The sequence below is a fragment of the Nocardia sp. NPDC059236 genome (assembly GCF_042754085.1).
Lineage (GTDB): Bacteria > Actinomycetota > Actinomycetes > Mycobacteriales > Mycobacteriaceae > Nocardia.
The window spans coordinates 24,625-44,273 of sequence record NZ_JBHZAF010000037.1; the positions used below are offsets into that span (position 1 = coordinate 24,625).

13 protein-coding genes are annotated in these 19,649 nt (G+C 64.0%); 10 read left to right on the forward strand and 3 right to left on the reverse strand.

What is annotated here, in order from left to right:
• The first annotated feature begins 220 nt into the window (after nt 1–220).
• The gene (locus ACFXIV_RS45650; protein WP_379403764.1) at nt 221–1,573 is read left to right on the forward strand and encodes an iron-containing alcohol dehydrogenase; all 1,353 of its coding nucleotides are present in this window, start codon (nt 221–223) and stop codon (nt 1,571–1,573) included.
• A 182-nt stretch (nt 1,574–1,755) separates the two neighbouring features.
• On the opposite strand, the gene ACFXIV_RS45655 is transcribed toward ACFXIV_RS45650, so the two are convergent.
• Both ACFXIV_RS45655 and ACFXIV_RS45660 read right to left on the reverse strand, forming a co-directional pair.
• Nucleotides 1,756–2,790 (reverse strand): NADPH:quinone oxidoreductase family protein, encoded by a 1,035-nt coding sequence (locus tag ACFXIV_RS45655; protein ID WP_379403763.1) that lies wholly within the window; start codon nt 2,788–2,790, stop codon nt 1,756–1,758.
• A gap of 128 nt (nt 2,791–2,918) precedes the next feature.
• Complete coding sequence (locus ACFXIV_RS45660) at nt 2,919–5,090, reverse strand: molybdopterin-dependent oxidoreductase (RefSeq protein WP_379403762.1); 2,172 nt, start codon at nt 5,088–5,090, stop codon at nt 2,919–2,921.
• Between the two features lie 91 nt (nt 5,091–5,181).
• Here ACFXIV_RS45660 and ACFXIV_RS45665 point away from each other — a divergent pair, with 91 nt between their 5' ends.
• From ACFXIV_RS45665 to ACFXIV_RS45705, 9 genes are all read left to right on the forward strand, one after another.
• Nucleotides 5,182–6,402 carry an acyl-CoA dehydrogenase family protein gene (locus tag ACFXIV_RS45665; RefSeq protein ID WP_379403761.1) on the forward strand — a complete coding sequence of 407 codons (1,221 nt, stop codon included), beginning with the start codon at nt 5,182–5,184 and terminating at the stop codon, nt 6,400–6,402.
• Nucleotides 6,403–6,430: 28 nt separating this feature from the next.
• Nucleotides 6,431–6,850: a nuclear transport factor 2 family protein gene (locus ACFXIV_RS45670; RefSeq protein ID WP_379403760.1), complete on the forward strand. Its 420-nt coding sequence runs from the start codon at nt 6,431–6,433 to the stop codon at nt 6,848–6,850.
• A 99-nt stretch (nt 6,851–6,949) separates the two neighbouring features.
• The gene (locus tag ACFXIV_RS45675) at nt 6,950–7,726 is read left to right on the forward strand and encodes an SDR family NAD(P)-dependent oxidoreductase (protein WP_379403759.1); all 777 of its coding nucleotides are present in this window, start codon (nt 6,950–6,952) and stop codon (nt 7,724–7,726) included.
• Between the two features lie 11 nt (nt 7,727–7,737).
• The gene (locus tag ACFXIV_RS45680) at nt 7,738–8,961 is read left to right on the forward strand and encodes an acyl-CoA dehydrogenase family protein (protein ID WP_379403758.1); all 1,224 of its coding nucleotides are present in this window, start codon (nt 7,738–7,740) and stop codon (nt 8,959–8,961) included.
• Nucleotides 8,961–10,064 (forward strand): acyl-CoA dehydrogenase family protein, encoded by a 1,104-nt coding sequence (locus ACFXIV_RS45685; protein WP_379421470.1) that lies wholly within the window; start codon nt 8,961–8,963, stop codon nt 10,062–10,064. The genes ACFXIV_RS45680 and ACFXIV_RS45685 overlap by 1 nt, the downstream gene beginning before the upstream one ends.
• A 58-nt stretch (nt 10,065–10,122) precedes the next feature.
• Nucleotides 10,123–11,808 carry a 4Fe-4S binding protein gene (locus ACFXIV_RS45690; RefSeq protein WP_379403756.1) on the forward strand — a complete coding sequence of 562 codons (1,686 nt, stop codon included), beginning with the start codon at nt 10,123–10,125 and terminating at the stop codon, nt 11,806–11,808.
• A gap of 76 nt (nt 11,809–11,884) precedes the next feature.
• On the forward strand, nt 11,885–14,155 hold the full coding sequence (locus ACFXIV_RS45695; protein ID WP_379421471.1) for a molybdopterin-dependent oxidoreductase: 2,271 nt from the start codon (nt 11,885–11,887) through the stop codon (nt 14,153–14,155).
• Between the two features lie 55 nt (nt 14,156–14,210).
• Nucleotides 14,211–14,549, forward strand: coding sequence for a putative quinol monooxygenase (locus tag ACFXIV_RS45700; protein WP_379403754.1), 339 nt, complete (start codon nt 14,211–14,213; stop codon nt 14,547–14,549).
• Nucleotides 14,550–14,591: 42 nt separating this feature from the next.
• Nucleotides 14,592–15,362 (forward strand): enoyl-CoA hydratase/isomerase family protein, encoded by a 771-nt coding sequence (locus ACFXIV_RS45705; protein WP_379403753.1) that lies wholly within the window; start codon nt 14,592–14,594, stop codon nt 15,360–15,362.
• A gap of 464 nt (nt 15,363–15,826) precedes the next feature.
• On the opposite strand, the gene ACFXIV_RS45710 is transcribed toward ACFXIV_RS45705, so the two are convergent.
• Entirely contained in the window at nt 15,827–19,267 is a 3,441-nt protein-coding gene (locus ACFXIV_RS45710; RefSeq protein WP_379403752.1) for a protein kinase, read from the reverse strand.
• Between the last annotated feature and the right edge of the window lie 382 nt (nt 19,268–19,649).

Below are 19,649 nucleotides of genomic sequence, written 5' to 3' on the forward strand. Positions count from 1 at the left end.
GACTCTCCTAACTCTCGGGAGGCCTGGATGGCGAATCGCTACTCTCGGGGCGATCTGCGCGGTATCTCGGCCTTCGCATGTGAAGTCGATCTCGGCGAGGCAAGGACGGAAGACACGCAGCAATCATGCGAGTCCTCAACTCGAACGCCGGTGGGGTATTCAAGCCGCCTGGCCTTGACGGTGACTACCGTCATCGCTAGTCTAACGATCGTTCGATTAAATGGGAAATGAAAGCGAACTCGAACGCCAGGTCGACGCCAAGACGATTTCGATGACTGGCGCTACACGTATTCCCTGGGGTCCGAATTGCCTGCCGAAAGCGCTGACTCGGCTCGATTCGCGCAGGCTGAACGTGCCGGATCGCAACTTGACTCACGAAGGGCAGGAAATGGACAAGACATCTGGCTCCATGGTCATGGGTGACCTGAAGAAGGTGTTGTACGGTCCAGGCGCGATTTCGGCTATCGGTGACGAACTCGACTCTCGCGGGTACACCAGGACTCTGGTAGTTACCGGCAAAACGCTGGGATCCTCGCCGCTTCTGGGCAAAATCCTGAGCCCGCTGGGCAACCGCCTCGCAGGCGTGTTCATCGGTGGAGTCGAACACGTACAAACGGCCAGCGTGCGGAATTTGGTAGCCGAAGTCGAGCGAACCGAGGCCGATTCGCTCGTGAGTTTCGGCGGCAGCAGCCCGATCGACGCAGCCAAGATCGCGCTCGCCTCGATCCTCGCCGGCCGCGACCTGACCGCGGAGATCAGCACGAAGTTCTATCCGGACACCAAGGTCACGAAGCCCGGCCGTCTTCTCGGCCACATCGCAGTACCGACCACGCTGTCCGCTGGCGAATACAACTCCGGAGCTGGCGTCACCAGCGAAGACGGCATGAAGAGGGCAATCATGGGCCATCCCGCCGGTCCGGTTGTCATCATCAACGACCCCGAATTGACTCTCGCAACACCTGATCTGCTCTGGGCCAGTTCCGGAATCAAGGCTCTCGACCACGCGGTCGAGGCGTTGTACTCCGCTCACAGCAGCAGTTTCACCGACGCATTGGCCGAGAAATCAGCACGGTTGCTACTCGCTCACCTGCCGGCCTCGATCCACACCGATGGGTCCGAGCGTCTGACTCATCGCGGATTCGCCCAAACCGGCGCGTGGCTGTCCAACTTCGCAGCGACGAATACGAGATACGGCTTGTCACATGCCATTGGCCACAAGATCGGATCCAAATGGCGCATCGCGCACGGCGTTACATCGACGATCGTCCTCCCACATGCCGCTCGGTTCGTCGCCGGTATCGCCCCCGAACGCTTCGGCGCGATCGCTGACGCATTTGCTGTAGACCCGGGATTGGACCCGTCGGCACGTGCACTGGCCAGTGTGGACGCGCTGGCAGCGTTCATCGCCGATCTCGACGTTCCCACCAGAGTTCGGGATCTCGACCTGGGCATCTTGGAGTCTGACCTTGACGATGTCATCCCGGCGCTACACGAACAGGTCACGCTGGGCGGCACACTCGGACGATCCGTCAGCCCGGAGGAGCTGGCCACCGTCGTCCACGCGATCTGGTGAGGAACCTCAACCCTTCACAAAGCTGACCCGCGCGCCTGGGCCCTCGCCGTGGCACGAGGCCTGGGCCTTGCACCGGGCCAGCCGGTGATGTCAGTTGCACGCTTATCCGAAATTTCCGATGACACTGGCGGAGATCCACGCCGCCAATCTCATCGCTGTCTGTGAGTCGTTGCTGTCTGTGATTACCGGCGTGGCGTGGGCGGCCGAACCACCGTGCGACCCCAGGTAGAGATCGATTGGATGTCCGAAATCGCCCGGGCAGCCGCTTCGAAGGGGATCTCCCGCTGAACCAGGGACACAATCGAGCCCTGCCGGTGGAGTTCGAGCAGCTCGGTATGTGCCGCTCGGACGAGCTCGATCGCGTTGCTGTCGTTGTAGTAGTACGACAGATTGACGCCGGTGACCGAGTAGTTCTTGAGCAGTACGTGGTTGGTCCGTAGTTCGGCGATTCGGTTGCCCACGAATCCGACGACAACGAGCCGACCCTCCGAAGCGATCACTCGCCGTGACTGGTCGAACACGTCACCGTTCACCGGGTCGATGATGACGTCGGCACCGCGCTCGTTCGTTTCCCGCCGGACCACTTCGCCAAAGTTCTCGACGAGGCGATCGACGACGACATGCGCGCCGAGCTTGTGGCAGAGCGCGACCTTGGCCTCGCCGCCGACGACCGCGATAACCCGCGCCCCCGCTGCCACGCCGAGCTGGACGCAAGCAGCGCCTACCCCACCCGCCGCAGCGTGCACGACCATAGTCTCCCCAGGCTGGAGTCTTCCCTGGCGATGCACGGCGAACCAAGCGGTATGGAAGGCGATGGGGAATGCCGCAGCGCCGGCGTCGCTCAGCGAGTCTCCGGCGGGGAAGACCCCGGCTTGATCGGCAAGGCAGTACTCCGCGAGGCCCCCGTTACGCTGGGCCGGCAATGCGATGACCCGCGTCCCCACCGCGGTGGGTGCATCAGCGTGACTGGCCACGACCTCCCCAACCACCTCTTGTCCGGGCGTGAACGGAAAACTTGCGCCCTCCTGGTACTCCCCGCGACTCAGGAGGAGGTCGCCGTAACTGATCCCTACTGCGGCCACCTTGATCAGTACCTGCCCGGGGCCGGGGTCGGGGATGGGCTTCTCCTCGATCCGCAGGCATTCGACCGGCTCTCCTGGCCCGTCCATAACCCAAGCGCTCATCGTGCCTCGGGGCTTCGTGTGGGACGGGGTCATCGCTATTCCTCCTGGGTTCGACAAGATATGAAGTGCACGGGACTTCGGCTTCTGCTGCGACAGCTGCCCCGAGCGGCCGTGGGGATCGGCATGCGGCGCACGGTCCGGCGCCTGCGGAAGGTCCCGGATCAATCGGCGCGATACCGCGCGAGGCGGACCGGGACGCCGCTCAACCGCGGCATGGCGTTGATCGTCTCCGCAACCTCGTGCAAGGAGATGAGCGCCCCGGGATTCGCGCCGCTCTGGCCTGGATCGCCATCATCCTGCGGTCTGAAACAGTGGGCCAAGGTCACCGTTCCGAGCTGAACTGTGTCGTCCGCTTCCGCTACGGCGATGACTCGACCGTGTTGCGTCTCGAGCAGAAGCAGATCGCCCGTCATTGCGCCGACCGCGCTCAGCTGCGTCGGATGGACATGGCAGGGATTGTAGGGCGTCCGAGTCATTGTTATGACGTCCCGGCCGAGGCTGTTCATGACCCCCTGCGTCCGTCGGACAGTAAGCAGCGCTTCATCCGGTCGGGCGTCCGCGGCGGCCAGCGTGATCCGCTCCCGGGCAAGCGCAGCGCGGAGCTCGTCGGCGACGTCGTCCGGGAGTATGTCGAAGCGCCCGGCCGAGCTCGCGGCCGGGGCGACAACGGGGCGTGCCGCGTTGCCGAATACGTAACCGTGCGGTCGTCGACGAAGTTCCTTCAGATCAGCCTGCCCCTTGCGCGACAAGTGATCGAGAAGCTGCTCGGTGGTAACGGCGCTCTCGCTGTTGCTGACCTCGAACGACCCGATGGTCAGAGGTAGTCCCATGGCGCCGGCGATACGGGCGAGATACTGCCAATCCTCTATCGTCTCCGCTGGTCCCTCGACCACCGCGGGCGTGTATTGGCCGAAGGGTTTGTCGTACCACTCGTCGAACATCCGGGTCATGTCCGGTCGCTCGAGGATCATCCGTGGAGCAAGCACGTAGTCCGCCAGCTCCGCCGTCTCGGTCGGAAACGGCTCCAGGGCCACGAGAAGGTCGAGTTGCCGAAATGCTGTTCGGACCGATGCGGGGTCCGGGATCGCCGCCAAGGGGTTGCCGCCCACGACGACCAACGCTCGGATCCGGTCAGGCCCGGGTTCGGTGATTTCGCGAGGCAGCGAAGCAGTGGGGAGGTCGCCGGCCAGCAGACCGTACCCCAGTCGGCTGCGATAGCCGGACTCCCACGGTCGACCGGGCGGCACTACCTCCGCCTGGCGGGACTGGCTGGACGTGAGCACGCCATACTCGGCCTGGAGCTCACCGGCACGGGGGAAGCGGCCACAGATGACGTTGAGCAACTGCCATAGATGTTCGTTGAGGTTGGACCACACACTCATATCCGGGCCGGTCCCAGTCGTGACCATTCCGCGGGTGGCTGTTCCGAAACGGCGGGCCGCCAGCACAATGTCGCCGGGGTCGACGCCGGTGTCTGCGGAAACCGAGCCCGGTGTGATGTGCTCGAGAGCCCTCGCGAGTTTGCTCAGCCCGGTGGCGTGGTCACGACAGAACTCAGCGTCGTGAAGGTTCTCCTCGAGGATGACGTGGAGAATCGCCGCGGCGAGGAGCGAATCGGTGCCAGGGCGTAGCGGCAGGTGCAAGTCCGCCTCGCGGGCGGTCTCGGTCAGGCGAGGATCCGCGACAATGATGTACATACCGCGTTCACGCGCCTCACGAAGCGCGCGTCGTCCGCGATGGATCGGGAAGCTCGCCGGCCCGCCCTGCATCGACACAATCGGGTTGGTGCCCGCGAACAGCCATACATCCGACTCGTCGAATCGCTGGTTCCCGGCTGCCCAAGCCCCGAGCCTGCCTACAGCTATCGATTTGGCGGACTGGTCTATGGAGACAGTCCGAAAGTATTTCCGGGTGCCGATGGCGCGCAGCCACGCCTTTACCACGGGGATGGTCGGCGTCGCCTGATACGCCTGGGTTCCCAGGAAGAGGCCGATCGAGTCGGGTCCGTGTTCGTGGCGGATCTGACTCAGGCGCTCACCGATTTCGCTGATCGCTGTCGCCGTCTCGATCGGCACGAAACCGCCGCGGCGATTGCCGCGCTGCGACTGGAGGAAGCGGTCCGGTTTCGTGTGCAGCTTGTGGATGTTGCGTCCCTTGCGACAGCAGTATCCCTCGGTCGCGGCATGGTCACGGTCGCCCATCGAACCCACGACAACGCCGTCCTCGACGGTGACGAGCAAGCCACACATGCCGGGGCAGATTCGGCAGAACGTCGGGACTGTGCTCACTTGCGGCGCGCTGACCGCGGGAACCCGTCCTGCTTCTTCGCTCACGTGACGAGCATAGGCTCTGATCGACATCATTGTCGACTTGGTCGCCATGCGTGGATCGGGGTCTGCCGGGGGAGGGGGAGCGCAACTCGACATGCATGTCGAATTGGGTTACGCTCGGCAGCATGAGAGTGGAGTCGGTGCTGTGATCTTCGAATTCAGTAGTGAGCAGGAGGAATTTCGCGCTGCACTTCGGCGATTTCTTTCGGCGAAGTCGGGACCTGCCGAGGTTCGGCGCTTGATGGACAGCCCATCGGGCTATGACAAGGCCGTCTGGGCTCAGATGGCAGGCGAACTCGGACTCCACGGATTGCACATCCCGGAGGAGTTCGGAGGTGCCGGGTGCAGCTGGGTCGAGCTGCTGGTTGCATTCGAAGAGATGGGCCGGTCGCTGCTCTGCGCGCCCTTCTTCTCGACGGTGGCGTTGTGCGCAACCGCGCTGATGGAATCCGGTGACGCGAAGGCACAGCGGGAGTACCTCCCGTCGATTGCGGACGGCAGCATCGTGGCGACGCTCGCGCTCGCGGAGTCGAGCGGGTCGTGGTCGGCGACCGACGTGCGCGCATCGGCCTGGGAGAGCGAGGGCAACTGGCGGCTCAATGGCGAGAAGTGCTTCGTCGTCGACGGTATGGTCGCGGACTTGATCCTCGTGGCGGCTCGTACTTCGCGCGGAATATCGCTCTTCGCTTGTGAGGGCGGAGCTTCCCAACTGGTCCGCACGCCGCAGGAGGCGCTGGATTCAACCCGTCGGCTCGCAACTGTCGTCCTCAATGACACCCCGGCGGTTCTCGTGGGTGAGGAGGGCGCAGCTGAGCCGGTGCTGCAGCGGGTCCTCGACCTGGCGAGTGTCGCGTTGGCCGCGGAGCAGGTCGGTGGCGCGCAGCAGTGTTTGGACATGAGCGTCGAGTACGCCAAGGTACGGCACCAATTCGGGCGTCCGATCGGATCGTTCCAGGCGATCAAGCACATGTGTGCGGATGCGCTCTTGGACGTCGAATCCGCACGGTCGGCGGCCTACCGAGCGGCATGGGACGCTGCCGCGGGTGCCGAAGAGTTTCCCGCCCACGCGAGCATGGCCAAAGCGCTCTGCTCGGACGCCTTTGTATCTACTGCTGCGATGACCATCCAGGTCCATGGCGGAGTCGGCTTCACCTGGGAGCACGACGCTCACCTTTATTTCAAACGAGCCAAGTCGAGCGAATTCTTCCTGGGATCTCCGGCTGCCCACCGCGAAAGGTTCTTGAGCCTTATCGAGGTACCGAGTGGGCTGACGGGGCCTGTGGAACAACCGGACAAAGCAAGTCCAGCCGCTTGATCGAGTAACGCCCAGACAAAGGAGTTGAATGGTGGAGATTCAGGAGAGCCAGCGGGAAGCCGCGCGGACCTATTTCAGGTGTCTGGAGAACCGCGATGGAGAGGGCCTTGCGGCGCTGTTCACCGACGATGGCTCCCTCGACGACGGCAGTGGTCGACACACTGAGGGACCTGCGGCGCTGCGAGCGTTCGGGGAGTCGCGGCCGAAGGGTATCGACTTCGGCGAGCCGGAGCTGTGGGTGCAGGGGAACGACCGCCGCCTCACCGTATACGGGCGGATCGCGGTGCCGGGGTATTCGAAGTACGAGAACGCCAAGTCTTCGGACGACACCGTGCGGATGCGGTGGATCTTCCACTTCCGTGGTGGCCTGATCGAACACGCGGGGGTCAGTTCGATACGTCTGATGCCGTCCGAGATCGAGGAGCGGGACCGTCGAGCGGAGAAGTAGATCCGCCGAACGTCCCTCCTCGGAGGCTTCTCTTCATCCGTCAAATATTCGCTGCGAACCCGGAGAACGGTTCGCGCATCATCTTGCTAAGGAGTGTTCATGAAGTTCACCGGTGCTTCAGCGGTGGTCACCGGCGGTGCGTCCGGCCTGGGAGAAAGTGTTGTGCGCTCCTTGGCGAGCCGCGGGGTTCAGGTCGTGATCGCCGACGTCCAGAAGGACAAGGGCGACACGGTTGCGCAGGAGTCCGGCTCGCATTTCGTCAGCACGGACGTCACGAGTGAGGACCAGGTCATCGCGGCAGTGGACCGAGCCCGCGAACTCGGTGAGCTGCGGGTGCTGGTCAACTGCGCCGGGTTCGGCGGGTCTGCCCGGATCATCGGCCGCGATGGTACTTACGAGAGCGCGTACTCGCTCGAGCGCTACACGCGCATCATCACGACCAACCTCATCGGCACCTTCAACTGCATGCGGATCGCCGCCACTGCTATGTCGACCAACGAACCGGACGAGAACGGCGAGCGAGGCGCGATTGTCAACACGGCCTCAGTAGCGGCCTTCGACGGACAGATCGGTCAGGTGGCCTACTCGGCTTCCAAAGGCGGAATCGTGGGGATGACCCTTCCGGCCGCGCGTGACCTCGCACCCGCCGGCATCCGTGTCAACGCAATTGCCCCGGGTCTCATTGACACCCCGATCTACAACAAGGTCGCTGATCCGGTGGCTTTCAAAGAGAAGCTGGCTCGAGACGTCGTCTTTCCGGCCCGGCTCGGACAGCCTGAGGAGTTCGCGGCGCTGACTCTGCACCTGCTCGAGAACACCTATATGAATGGCGAGGTCGTCCGGCTCGATGCAGCCGCCCGCCTCCGCTACCGCTGAGCGGGGGACCGATGGATATCAGCGATAGCCCAGAAGAAGGCGCATTCCGCCACGTCGTGCGCGAGTTCATCGAGGCGAACCTTGCCTCGTTGGTCTCGGCCCGCGGAGCGTCCGCGGACACCGTTGCCGCCCTGAAAAATGCGCAGTCCGTCCTCTACTCCGGCGGGCTTGTCGGTGTGACATGGCCGAAGGAGTACGGCGGCGCCGGCGGGTCGGTCGTCCAGCAGCTGATCATCAACGAGGAGCTGGACCGCGCACAGGCTCCACGGCTGATCGGATGGATGGGTGTTGGCCTCTGTGGGCCGACGATCATTACCCACGGTACCGACGAACAGAAGAATCGATACCTGACCAACATCCTCACGGGCGAGGAGATCTGGTGCCAGCTGTTCAGTGAGCCCGGTGCAGGCAGTGACCTCGCGGCGGTATCGACCAAGGCTCTCCCCATCGACAATGGCTGGGTGTTGCGCGGCCAGAAGGTCTGGAACACCGGCGCCCATTGGTCCGACTACGGGGTGGTCCTCGCCCGGACCGGCAGTCCCGCGGACCGTCACCGGGGCCTCACCGCTTTCATCATCGACATGTCGGCTCCAGGCGTCACGGTACGTCCGCTGCGCGAGATGACCGGTCACGCGGCGTTCAACGAGGTCTTCCTGGAGGACGTCGTGCTCCCCTCGGACGCTGTACTCGGTGAAGTGGGGCAGGGCTGGTCCGTGGCCTTGACGATGCTTATGAACGAGCGGTATGTCGTCGGCGGCGACGGGTCGACCTATGGGGCAGGACCCGGGGCCCTGACCGCGGAGGTGAAGAAGGCGCTGCCGCAGCTCGCGGTGAGCAGTCGCGAGCTGGTGCTCCAGGAGTACGCCGCCTGCTGGATCGAGGCGTTGGCGTGCCGAATGACTGGCAACCGACTGATCTCGCGGATGTCCCAGGGCGAGGAGCCCGGTCCGGAGGGGAGCGTCGGCAAGCTTGCCCTCGGGGCCCTCCTCAAGAGAGTCAGCAGCCTCGGACTGTCGCTCCAGGGTGAGAGCGCCGTTTTCGCGGCCGGTCCCGATGGCACCAACCACTGGCAGCACGTCGCGATGTTCGCGCCGGGGCTTTCACTGGCCGGAGGAACGCCGGAGGTCATGAAGAACATCCTCGGCGAACGGATTCTCGGGCTCCCGGCGGAGCCTCGAGTGACAGCTTCTGCCGCGTCGAACACTTCGCCTGCCAAATCTCGGGACGGTGCGTGATGAAATTCAATCTATCGGAGGACCAAATCGAGTTCGCCGAGGTCGCCGGGCATGCCTTCGCCAAGCACTCGGGCTTGGAGTACGCGCGCGCCGCACTCGAACACGACATTCCCTTCCCGAAAAGTGAGGCGTGGGCCTCGCTGGGAGCCATGGAGTTGCTCGCAGACGAGTCGCGCGGTGGCGGCGGAACAGTCCTGGACCTCACGGTTGTCGCGGAGCAGGCCGGCAAGCACCTGACTCCCGCACGGCTTGTGAGTTTCGCCGGCCGGGCGGTCACCCTCTTGGAGATGCTCGGCTCACCCGAAGCGTTGGCTCTCTTGGATGCCGGTCTCACCGGCGAACGGAATGTCGTCGTCGCGGATTGCACCAGGCACCCCGCCGAACAGTTTCGGCTCGATCAGGCCGGCGCGGTCCACGGCAGGACTGCGCCAGTGCTCGACGGCGTTGCAGCGACCGACGTCATCCTGCTGGCCGAGACCGAGGCCGGCCCGGTTGTGGTCGCGGTTGACCTGACTGGCTCGAGCACGGCGGTTCGCCGTATCGGCCCGAAGCCGCTCGACGCCACACGGGGTCTCGAAGTGTTCGAACTCAGTGGCGCTCCGGCCCGCATCCTCTCGGCTGAGGCTCCAGTTCAGCCTGCCTGGGACCGGGCAAAAAACATTGCCGTGGTCTTGCTGGCAGCGGAGGACTTGGGGGCAGCGACTCAGGCGAACCAGCTGGCCCGCGCTTATGCTCTGACCCGGCATACTTTCAACCGCCCGATCGGCAGTTTCCAGGCGGTAAAGCATGCTCTGGTCGACGCCTACGTCGGTGAGGAGCAGCTGCGCTCGCTGGTATGGCTGGCCGCCTGGTCGGCCGATGCCCAGCCGGAGAACCTTGGCCTCTACGCCGCTGCCGCCGGCGCCTACGCAGCCGACGTGCTGAACCGGTCCGCCCAGACGCTGATCCATACACATGGTGGCGTCGGATTCACCTGGGAGCACGACGCGCACCTGTATTGGCGCCGAGCCCAGGTCGACAAGGAACTGCTCGGCACTGCCGGCAGCCACCGTCGAACAGTCGCTGCGCTGAACCTCGATCTCGATCTCGAACCGGTTCCGTGACACGTAGGTGCGAGGTCGTGGCGGACGCAGTGCGAGCCGGTGCAGGAAGGGGCGCACGGTGCCTCACGTAATCACCCAATCCTGCTGCAATGATGCCGCCTGCGTGTCGGCGTGCCCGGTGGACTGCATCCATCCGTCACCGGGCGAAGCGGGCTACAAGACCGCAGAGATGCTCTATATCGATCCGGCGGTTTGCGTCGACTGCGGGGCCTGCGTCGATGTTTGCCCGGTCGACGCCATTTCGTCCGATGCCACGCTCGAGCAGGAAGACCGGGCATTCATCGAGCTGAACCGCCTCCACTACAGTGCGCGCTCGTACGCCAGGAGGGAGCTGCCCCTTCCCGGGCTACCGGTGACAGTGACCGAGCGGGAGCCGCTTCGTGTCGCTGTCGTCGGGGCGGGCCCAGCGGCGATGTTTGCGATCGAGTCGCTCCTCTCGCGTCGCGGCCTGGACGCTACCGTGAACGTGTACGAACGGCTGCCCGTCCCATTCGGGCTGGCCCGGTTCGGGGTTGCGCCCGACCACCTGCGGACCAAGCGGGTTCTCCGGCAATTCGGACGCACTGCCTCGCGGCGCGGGGTGACGTTCCACTTCAACACCTCGGTTGGTCGAGACGTTACGCACGAGCAGTTGGCGGCCAGCCACCACGCGGTGCTCTACGCCGTCGGTGCCCCATCCGACCGCAGGCTGGACGTCCCGGGCGAGGATCTGCCCGGGAGCCATCCGGCCACGCATTTCGTTGGCTGGTACAACGGGCATCCCGACCACAGTGGGCGCGAGTTCGACTTGTCGCATCCGCGTGTGGTGGTGATCGGGAACGGGAATGTCGCGCTCGACGTCGCGCGCATCCTCGTCTCCGACTTGGACGGCCTTCGCCGGACGGACATCAGCGGACGGGCGCTTGAACTGCTCGCCGGTAGCGCCGTCGAGGAGGTGCTGGTCGTCGGTCGGCGTGGTGTCGAGCATGCCGCCTACACGACGAAAGAGCTGATAGAACTCGAGCATCTGCGAGGCGTGGACGTGCTCGCACACCCGCGCGAGACTGCCTTGGATGCGGTGACCACTGCAATGGCCCACGAGCGGGGAAACGAGCAGCTTCGCTTCAAGATCGAGATTGCACAGCGTTATGCCCGGCGCGTGCGCTCGAACGGACGGAAGTCGATCACCCTGCGTTACCTTGCGTCGCCGGTAGAGGTCCTCGGGACCGACAAGGCGACAGGAATTCGCTTGGAGCGCAACGAGATCCTTGTCGATGACGCAGGTAATCAGCGTGCGGTCGGTACCGGTGAGTTCGAGCAGATCGACTGCGGCCTCGTCCTGCGCTCGATCGGGTACCGCGGGGAGCCGATCCCAGGGGTACCGTTCGACGCTGCAACCCGGCGCATTCCGAACACATCGGGAAGAGTCGTGGACCCGGAGGGCAAGCCGATTCTCGGCGTCTACACCTCGGGTTGGATCAAGCGGGGCCCATCTGGCGTGATTGGCACGAACAAGACTTGCGCTGGTGAGACGGTGGCCGCCCTTCTGGATGACTATCTGTCGGGCGTATTGGACACCCCGTCCGAACTTCCGCCCGTGGTCGACGATGCCTTCGGCTGGGACGGGTGGTTGAGGATCGACGCGTACGAGCGATCCTCGGGGAGTCGTGAGCGCCCACGCGAGAAGGTTGTGGATCGGCTGAAGCTTCTTGAATTGGCGACCGCGGTGCCTGCGATAGATGCATCGGCGCGAGGAAGCGAATAGGAGGCGCCGCGTTGAATCCGCTTTCTCGTGGAGTTTCCAGGGAATCATCAGCGGGCGATCAAGGAGGATTGATCGGATGAGTTCGGTGCATGGCCGGAATTGTCACCTGTGTGAGGCCGGCTGCGGACTGCTGATCGGTCCCGGCCGTCAGGGTCGACTCGAGGTAAAGCCTGATCAGCTGGATGTGGTCAGCAAGGGCCACATCTGTCCGAAGGGCGCACTGCTGGTCGAAGCGGATGCAGACCCGGATCGATTGCGCCAACCGATGGTACGGAAAGGCGACCGCCTCGTTCCTGCGAGCTGGGAAGAGGCCTTCCAAGTTGTGCAGGACAAGCTTCCGAAGATCATCGCGGAACACGGTCCGGACGCGGTCGCTACCTTTGTCGGCAACCCGCACTCGCACAATTTGGCCGCAGCGATGTACGTCCCGCAGCTCCTCCGGCTGCTCAAGACCAAGAACCGGTATTCGGCGGGTTCGATCGATGCTTGGCCGCAGCAGCTCGCGGCCTTGCTCATGTACGGCCATCCGGGTGATCTGCAAATGCCGGATATTGATCGCACCGACCTACTCGTGGTCTTCGGAGCCAACCCGGCGATCTCGAATGGGAGTCTGGCGACCGCGCCCGGCTGGGGAAAGCGGCTGACCAGTATTCGGCAACGCGGTGGCGACGTCATTTTGCTCGATCCACGAGCCAACGAGACCAGTCGGCTGGTGAGCGAACATGTGTTCATCCGGCCTGGTACAGACTCTTTGGTACTGCTTGCCTTGATAAACACCCTGTTCGCAGACGACCTGGTCGATCTCGGGGTGGCTGCCGGCATGGTGAACGGCCTCGAACGCGTGCGGGACTTCACTGCGGACTTCACGCCCGAGGCTGTGAGCGAGAGGTCGGGGGTCAGTGCCACTTGGATCCGAGAGCTGGCGCATCGGCTCGCGGAGACAGAGCGATCGGTGGTGTACGGGCGAGTAGGCGTCGTACTCCAAGAACTCGCGACGGTGGCTGCGTGGGGGCTCAATGTTGTCAACATCCTGACCGGGAGCATCGACCGGCCCGGAGGTGCGATGTTCTGCCGTCCGGCAACGGGCCTCAACGCGCTGAAGGTGCCGCTCGGGCGTCCTCCCGCGCTCGGTCGGTGGCGTAGTCGGGTGAGCGGATATCGCGAGGTCTTCGGTGAGCTTCCTGCGGTAGCAATGCTCGAGGAGATGGAGACCCCCGGACCGGGGCAAATACGGGCTCTGATCACCCACAGCGCCAACCCGGTGCTGTCGATACCAGGCGCAGGGCCTCGCCTCGACCGGGCTCTGGATGCCCTCGAGCTTGTCGTGTGCCTGGACGTCTTCGTCAACGAGACGACCCGTCACGCCGACGTCATCCTTCCGTCCCCCGCAGGTCTCGAGCGCGCCTTCTATCCGTATTACAGCCAACAGTTCGCCGTGCGTTCGTACGCCCGGTTCTCGCCGCCGATGCTTCCCATGGCCGAAGGCCAACCGGGTGACGACGAGATCTTGATGCGCATTGGCGCGATGGCCACCGATCCGCCCGGTGACGTCCTCGCATTGCGACAAAATGTGCTGCTCAAGACGATCCGCGGATTCACGGAGAACCCGGACAGTGATGTGTATGGCCGGGATCCCGAAGAACTGCTGCCCATGCTCCACGGCAACTCCGACCCGGAACGCCTGCTCGATCTGTACTTCCGGACAGGGCCGTTCGGCGACCACTTCGGTGACGGCGACGGCATCAACCTCGAACGAGTGTCGGCCGCAGAGCACGGCATCGACTTCGGGCCGATGGTCCCACTGCTGCCGGACATCGTCCGGACCGCGGACCAGCACATCGAGTTGTTGCCGGAGCCGGTGGCCGAGCTGGCCCCGCACATCCGGCGAATTCTCGACGAGCGCATCGAAGGCTTGCAGCTGATCGGGCGCCGCCAGCAGCGGTCGAACAACTCGTGGATGCACAACGTGTCCCGGCTCGTGGGGACGGGCAACCGGTGTTCTCTGCTGATGAACCCGCTCGATGCTGGGGACCGCGGGATCTTCGACGCGGATCAGGTCGATGTGTCCACGCCGGAGGGTGTCATCACGCTCGACCTGGAGTTGACCGAGGACATCATGCCGGGTGTGGTCTGCGCGCCCCACGGCTGGGGACATCAGTCGACAACGTTGGGTGTTGCTTCGAAGCTGGAGGGCGCGAGTGTGAACGATTTGATGTCGCCGCGCCGCGTCGATGTCGGGAGCGGAAATGCCGCGCCCAACGGAACATTGGTCGAGGTCACACCCCACATACGGTTCGGCGACAGCGTGCCGTCAACGCAGAGCGTTCCTCGGCTGCCGATTCCCTGACTATCAGCAAAATGCTGCCGATTCCCTAACCATCCGCAAAATAAGGAGAAACAGAATGATCGACGCACTGTTCAGCTACAACGTCAAGCCTGGCATGGAAGACCGCTACCAGGCGTATCTCGACAAGGTCTTTCCGATCACCGAGGCCGAGGAGCCCTACGTCCTCGGGTACGAGATCTTCCAGGGCGCCGATGGGACGTACTACCAGCACGAGCAGTATGAGAACGAGGACGCCATCTGGAAGCACATGGAGCGGACGGCCGCCGGCCAGGAGGACTTCGCGGCCTCGACCGAGATGCTGTCGGTCACCATGCTCGGCGAGCTCAGCGACAAGTTCCGGGAAACCTACGGCATCAAGGTCTCGTACACGCCTTTCCGCCGGGTCGCCCGCTAGAGATCTGCGCGATACCGACCCATACCGGCACCGAGGAGAACGATGGCAGACAAGGATGTCGTCACGGTCGACCACCGTGAACACGTCGCGGTGGTAACGATGCACCGCCCCCCGGCAAATTTCTTCGATCTCGCATTGATTCAGGAGCTTGCCGACGCGCTCGAGGAGCTCGACATGCAGAAATGCAGGGCTGCTGTGCTCGCCTCCGAGGGCAAGCACTTCTGCGCTGGGGCGGATTTCGGCGGGGCCGGCGCAATCGAGGATCGTGCGGCAGCCTCTAGACGGCTCTACCGCGAAGCGCGGCGGCTCTTTCGCATCGGGATGCCGGTCGTCGCAGCCGTACAGGGTGCGGCGGTCGGCGGCGGACTGGGCCTGGCTTGCTCGGCGGACTTCAGGGTGACTGTCGCCTCGGCGCGCTTCCACGCCAACTTTGCCGCACTCGGTTTCCATCAGGGCTTCGGCCTGAGTGCCAGTTTGCCGGCCCTCGTCGGGCGGCAGAAGGCGACCGAGTTGCTCTACACCGCGAGGAAGGTCGGCGGCGTCGAAGCTGTCGAGATCGGGCTGGCGGACCGCCTTGTGGACGGCGAAGACCCACTGCCGGGCGCCCTTGCCTTTGCCAACGAAATCGCGGCGTCGGCACCGCTGACCGTACGGTCTATGAAGGTGACAATGCGGGGCGATCTCGCCGACGAAGTCGCGGCGGCAACTGAGCGCGAGCTGGATGAGCAGGCCAAGCAATGGGCCACTGAAGACTGCCGCATCGGGATCGCAGCCAGCCGCGATCGGACCACGCCTTTGTTTGTCGGTCGCTGAGCGTCGGCGAATCGCGAGTCCCTGGTCACTGCGGTGACCAGGGACTCTGCCGTCGCTGCGGTGGCTTTCGGCCTGTTGATCTCAGGGCGTGCCGGGGCGGTGTCCGCATTCGGCTGACGCTCTGGGCGAACACTGGCCGTATCTCTTGCAGCGCCGACTTGCTCGAATGTCACAGGCGCATTAGGCATTTCGGGCTCGGAAGATCTGGTGGCGATGCAGTTCGGCGGCTTCCTCGCCCCCGGTCTTGACCCTGACCCTGACCCTGCAGGCTGATCTGTCGCGCCTGCGACCGCCGCCGTGCCCGCGGGCCATGACCGATGCTCCGTCTGTGGCCGCAGCCGACATCCAGCCGTGCCAGGACGGCGCGGCCATGTGCGGGCGATTCCGCGGAAGCCATGCGCCCAGTGCGGGAAGGTGAGGACTGTGTTCAATTCTGGCAGCCGGCTGATCTGCACTTACTGCGCTCAGTCATCCAATACGGCCAGCAGGAATGCCCCGGACACGGTCGGCCAGTTGTCGTGCCAAAGACCTGCGCGGAGGTCATGTTCGAGCGTACGGATCAGCGAGATGACCGCAGGGCTCTCATCACGCAGCGGACGAATCAGACCGAGGTCTGCGCACGTTGCCAGCGCCGGCACAAGTGCGTCCTTCGCCTCGTCGATCCGACCCGCGGTGGCGAGGCAGGACGTGAGCAGCAAGCGCGCGTAGAGCGCGGCCCGGGGCCGCTGCTCGGCGTCGACGGAGGACCGCAACTGTTCGGCCCGTACGCAGGCAATATCGACTCGGTCGGGCATATGGTCCCGGAGCAATAAGCGGATCGCCGAATCCTCGTTCAGCTCGGCTGTCAGTTTCGCAATTCCGTTGTCGCCATTGATGTTTTCGTCGATGCCTGGTGCGGCGAATCCAAGCCGGATCCGTTCGGTGGTGATACGTGCGGACAGGCGCGGGAGGGAAAGCTCCCTCGCTGTTCGTGCGCCCTCGTCCAGCCGCCGGGCTGCGGCCTCGAGGTCTCCGTGGAGGGCTTTGATCCGGGCGCCGGTCGCAAACGCCGCCATCAGAAATTCCACCACTCCGCCTTCGATTCCGAGTTCGTAGACTTCGTCCAGTAGTTGCTCGGCGGCATCGAGCTGATCGCGCTCGTACAGAAGTTCGCCCAGCAGCGCGCCGGCCAACCGCGCCGCATACGAATGCTCACCGGCCGACACAGCCGCCAGATGCCGGGCTTTGCGGAAACTCTGTTCGGCGGTACGAATGTCGAGTTGCTCGCGCGCGGCGAGTCCGGCCAAGCAGTGGCTGTACATCGAACCGAAGGTTCCGCTGACCTGCTGATAGTACGGTGCGGCCCAGTCGTGCCAAGCCCGCGCGCGGTCGAATTCGAATCGATAGACCGCCAGAAACGCTGCTGTGCTTGCCGCCACAGAGAGTACCCATGGGCTGAGTGTGTCGGTGCGTGACAAGCACTCTGTGACAGCTGCGTCAACACCGTCCAGTCTGTCGCCCAACGCTTGCGCGGAAGCTGCAATGAGAGCTGCTTCGACCGCGAGGTCGGAAGTGATCCCCTGGCCGGAGTCCTCCAGCGATTTTCGAACCACGCGCAGCGTTGTATTCATATCACCGAGCTGGCGTAGCAACATATAAGCCCAGGCGACTGCGATGTGGATCCGAGGGCGATCCACCATCCGGGCCGGCGGAAGTTTGGCGACCAGTCCGACCAAGGTCGCGAGTTGGGCGTGCTGAACGAGATCCATCGCGTGGGCCTCGACCAGATCCACCGCTCGGTCCTCGTCGCCAACCGCAAGGGAATGGTCGATCGCCTCGCTCAGCATGCCATGGGCGTCGAACCAGGCGGCGGCAGCGCGATGCAGCGCCGGCACGCGCTCGGGTCGATCACGGTCCAGGCGCTGCCGCAGGAATTGCGCGAACAGGTGGTGGTATCTGAACCACAACCCGTCGTCGTCGATGCGGCGTAGGAACAGGTCGCGCCGCTCGATCTCCTCGAGCAGTGCTTGTCCGCGCTGAGTTCCAGTCAGTGCGTTCGCCAGGGCACCGGATATCCGTTCGGGCAGTGAGGTTTCCATGAGTATGTCGAGAAGGTCGGGTTCAACGGCGTCCAAGACGTTCTCGGCCAGATACTCTGCAATGGTGTGGTGCCGACCCGTCAGGTGGCTGATGAGGTCGGCCGGCGTCGGGTTTTCGCGCAGCGTCAGAGATGCCAATTGCAATGCCGCAACCCATCCTTCGGTACAGGATCGTAGTTCGGCGACCTCGTCACCAGTGAGCTGAATACCGCTGGTTTCCACCAGGAAGGTCTTCGTTTCGCTGACATCGAAACGTAGAGCTGCGGAGTCTATTTCGACCAGTTCGTTGTGAACTCGCATGGTGGCAAGCGGCAATCCGCCTGATGATCGGCTGGTGACGATGATCTGCAGATGGTGGCAGCCGTTCTCCAGCAGAAATCGCAGGGCACCGATTGCGGCAGTATCGGTCACTCGGTGCCAGTCGTCGATTACCACCGCGACGCGTACACGATGTTCATGGACGTTGTTGATCAGTGTTGTGAGGACGTGCTGGATGGCTGACTCGCCTTGCTCTTCCAACATCCGGTCCAACGACGGTACAAGTGTGGGGTCAGCACGGTGAATCGCTTCGATCAGGTGCGTCAGAAACCACACCACGTTGTTGTCGTCGCGATCAGCGTTGAGCCAGGTGACGGTGACGTTCTCCTCCGTGGCGAGGTATCGAGCCCACTGTGCTGCCAGCGTGCTCTTGCCGAACCCCGCCGGTGCGTGAATGACAGTCAATCGCGGCCGGGAGCCGCGTCGCAGCACATCCATCAGCCTGTCCCGACGTACCAGCGACCGAGTGGATACTGCTGGACGATATTTGGTTCCGGGAGCCGGGGGAGTGGTGGGATAGCGCCGCGACAGTGACAGTTGGGGATGTATCGCGACCAACGGATTTGTTGATTCCGGAGGAGGCGAGGGGAGGTCATCGGTTGCCTCTGCCCACGTCATGTCTTGTACCGGCATCCCGCGGGCGCGTTGGATCTCTTGTAGCAACTCGCCGAAGGCCATCGCCGTGTGGGGCCGGCCGGCCGGGTCCGGCGCCATACTCGCCTCAATGGCGGCGCACAGATCGTCAGGGAAGCCGTCGGGTCGTAGATTCGGAATCGGCTCTGCGGCTATTCGCACGAACTGCGCCACCAACTGCTCACCCGAGCGGCGCTCGAACGCCGCATGACCAGTGATCATGCAGAACAGTGTTGCTCCGAGCCCGTACACATCCGACGCCACAGACGGACCACGGGATCGGAGGATCTCGGGTGCAGTGAACGCCGGTGACCCGGTCAACACATCGGCGGAAGTCTCGAATCCTCCTGCGACACGGGCGATCCCAAAATCTGTGAGCTGGGGTTCGCCGTAGTCGGTGAGTAGCACATTGCCGGGTTTGACATCACGATGCAGAATGCCGGCCCGGTGTGCGGTCTCGAGGGCACCCGCCAATTTGATCGCGATTCCAACGGACTCGTCGGCTGGAAGGGGACCATCCCGACGGATGCGGTCCTCGAGCGAACCACGGGAATGATAGGGCATGACGAGGTAAGGGAGCCCGCTGCGGGTGATGCCGACCTGCAGGACCTGCACGATGTGTGGGTGGCCGGACAGGGTGCCCATCGCCTGCTGCTCGCGCAGGAACCTCTCGAAGTTCTCGGGTTCGACCTCTTTGGTCGTGGTCAGTACCTTGACCGCGACGTGGCGGTTCAGCGCCCGCTGCCAGCACCGGTAGACCACACCGAATCCGCCTCGGCCGATGACCTGCGGGTCGTCCAGGCCGGTACCCTCCAGATCCCTCCGGATATCCGGAGGCCGGTTGCGTTGTGTTGCCCTCGGGTCCGAGGCGGCCATGAGCTTGCTCTGTTCTGGCGTCCGCGCGATTGCCTGTTGTCGGCCCTTCAGTTTATGCCGGGCGAAACCCCGGATCAGCTCGATCCGGGGGCCGAGTGTCCCCCAACCGCAGGGGACCCCGTGAACTTAGCCTCGATCCACCGACGGTCTTGTGTCCGTTGGTGCCTGATGAACGAGAAAAGTGCCCTTCGAGCTGGGATGATCGCTGTTGTCTAGGCAGTGATCGGTCCGGTTTCAGAAGGGCACTTCGGGTGCAAGTTTCGCATAGGTTCGCCGCGGAGTCAGCGGTGTTCGATGATCGCAATCTCGTGTCGCTGGCAGGTCTGGTGCCGGTGATGCGGCTGGCCGAACAGACCGGGCTGGGTGAGTTGCTGACCGGGAA

Coding starts and splice junctions, on each gene's coding strand:
- ACFXIV_RS45710 (WP_379403752.1), bottom strand. CDS start 19,267: ATGGCCGCCTCGGACCCGAGGGCAACACAACGCAACCGGCCTCCGGAT.
- ACFXIV_RS45675 (WP_379403759.1), top strand. CDS start 6,950: ATGAAGTTCACCGGTGCTTCAGCGGTGGTCACCGGCGGTGCGTCCGGC.
- ACFXIV_RS45700 (WP_379403754.1), top strand. CDS start 14,211: ATGATCGACGCACTGTTCAGCTACAACGTCAAGCCTGGCATGGAAGAC.
- ACFXIV_RS45685 (WP_379421470.1), top strand. CDS start 8,961: ATGAAATTCAATCTATCGGAGGACCAAATCGAGTTCGCCGAGGTCGCC.
- ACFXIV_RS45705 (WP_379403753.1), top strand. CDS start 14,592: ATGGCAGACAAGGATGTCGTCACGGTCGACCACCGTGAACACGTCGCG.
- ACFXIV_RS45670 (WP_379403760.1), top strand. CDS start 6,431: ATGGTGGAGATTCAGGAGAGCCAGCGGGAAGCCGCGCGGACCTATTTC.
- ACFXIV_RS45665 (WP_379403761.1), top strand. CDS start 5,182: ATGCATGTCGAATTGGGTTACGCTCGGCAGCATGAGAGTGGAGTCGGT.
- ACFXIV_RS45680 (WP_379403758.1), top strand. CDS start 7,738: ATGGATATCAGCGATAGCCCAGAAGAAGGCGCATTCCGCCACGTCGTG.
- ACFXIV_RS45655 (WP_379403763.1), bottom strand. CDS start 2,790: ATGACCCCGTCCCACACGAAGCCCCGAGGCACGATGAGCGCTTGGGTT.
- ACFXIV_RS45650 (WP_379403764.1), top strand. CDS start 221: ATGGGAAATGAAAGCGAACTCGAACGCCAGGTCGACGCCAAGACGATT.
- ACFXIV_RS45695 (WP_379421471.1), top strand. CDS start 11,885: ATGAGTTCGGTGCATGGCCGGAATTGTCACCTGTGTGAGGCCGGCTGC.